The following is a 1,484-nucleotide window of genomic DNA, read 5'->3' on the forward strand; positions in this document are numbered from 1 at the left end:
TTTTCTTTATGCAGCTAAAAGATGGAGCCTGTATTGAACAGGACTCATCCATCCCAACTTTTCTTTTATCCGTTTCTCGTTGTAGTATTTTATAAAACGTTCTATCTCTGATTTTAATTCCTCGTAGCTGTAATAAACAACACCGTAGTAAATTTCTTGTTTGAGCAGTCCAAAGAAATTTTCCATTACGGAATTGTCCAGACAGTTTCCTTTTCTGGACATACTTTGAAATATCCGTTCTTCTTTTAGTCTATGGGAGTATGCCTTCATCTGGTAAGCCCATCCCTGATCTGAGTGAAAAGTTCTTCTGTATGGGCAGTCCGCAGTAGTTTCAATTGCTTTATCTAAAGCATCCATTACGTTTTTAGCAGAAGGTCTCTGATCTATCCCGTAGCTAAGTATTTCACCATTACACATATCCATAAACGGATTGAGATAAAGCTTATGCATAGTCACATGCCCTTTCTCATCAATTTCATAATACTTGAACTCACTGGTATCTGTAGTGATTTTCTGATGAGGTATATGTGTATCAAAACGTCTGCGAATCCTATTCGGTGCAACGGTGCCAATCTTACCTCTATAAGAACTATACTTTCTGCTTTTACGAGTATAGGACATCACCTGTAATCCGAGCTTTTGAACAATACGTTGAATTTTCTTTTTGTTTATGGAATATCCTTGATTACGAAGTTCTCCGAGAATCCTACGATATCCATAATCTTTATGTTCTTTACGAATCTCGAGTATCTTTTCCTCAATTTCCTGATCCGGATTTTTTCTGTCAAAACGCTTTTGCCAATACATATATGTGGCTTTTGGCATTCCAGTATATGAGAGAAGGTCTTTTAATTTGAACTGTCTTCGGAGGCTGCTGATGATTCTTGCCGTTCTCTCATTTTTGCTTCGTCCTCTAAACGCAGTCTCCTCAGTTCTTTTAAAAACGCATTCTCAATTCTTAGTTTAAGAAGTTCTTCTTCTAGTTCTTTTACATGCTCTGCGCTTGTATCAACAGAAGATTCTTCAACGGGTTTGTTTTGTGTATTGTCACCAGATGTGTTCAATGTTTTCTTTCGTCCTTTTTTACGTGGTCTCAGCGCATCAGGACCCGCCACTCGAAAGCGATTAACCCAATTGACAATCATTGATGGATTAGTAATTCCTTCTTGTAGAGCCAAATCTTGATACGAGATTTCACTTGATAAATATAACTCTACAACAGAAAGCTTCTTTTCGAAAGAGTAGTTTTCTTTTTTTCGAGAACGTTTTAATCCTTCATCTCCGAATTCTTTATACGCAGCAAGCCATTTCCTGAGCTGGGAATTTGATCCAAGCCCATACTTTGTGGAAAGATACTGTGTGCCACCTTCTCCATTTATGTATTCTAGAACTACTTTTTTCTTGAATTCAAAAGAATATTTAGCCATAAAAATACCGACCTCCAATCGTTAGATTTTTAGGTCTAACTTTTGGGGGTCGGTACA

Annotated in this window: 1 protein-coding gene; it reads right to left on the minus strand. The window is 37.3% G+C overall.

Annotation, left to right across the window (positions count from 1 at the left end; all coding sequences use genetic code 11):
• Positions 1-6: 6 nt before the first annotated feature.
• A protein-coding gene (locus WMO62_RS15730; protein ID WP_349145272.1) for an IS3 family transposase occupies positions 7-1,427 on the minus strand; the annotation gives its coding sequence in 2 pieces (ribosomal slippage) (positions 7-941 and positions 941-1,427; 1,422 coding nt in all).
• Between the last annotated feature and the right edge of the window lie 57 nt (positions 1,428-1,484).

It is taken from the genome of Hominiventricola aquisgranensis (assembly GCF_040096225.1).
GTDB lineage: Bacteria > Bacillota > Clostridia > Lachnospirales > Lachnospiraceae > Hominiventricola > Hominiventricola aquisgranensis.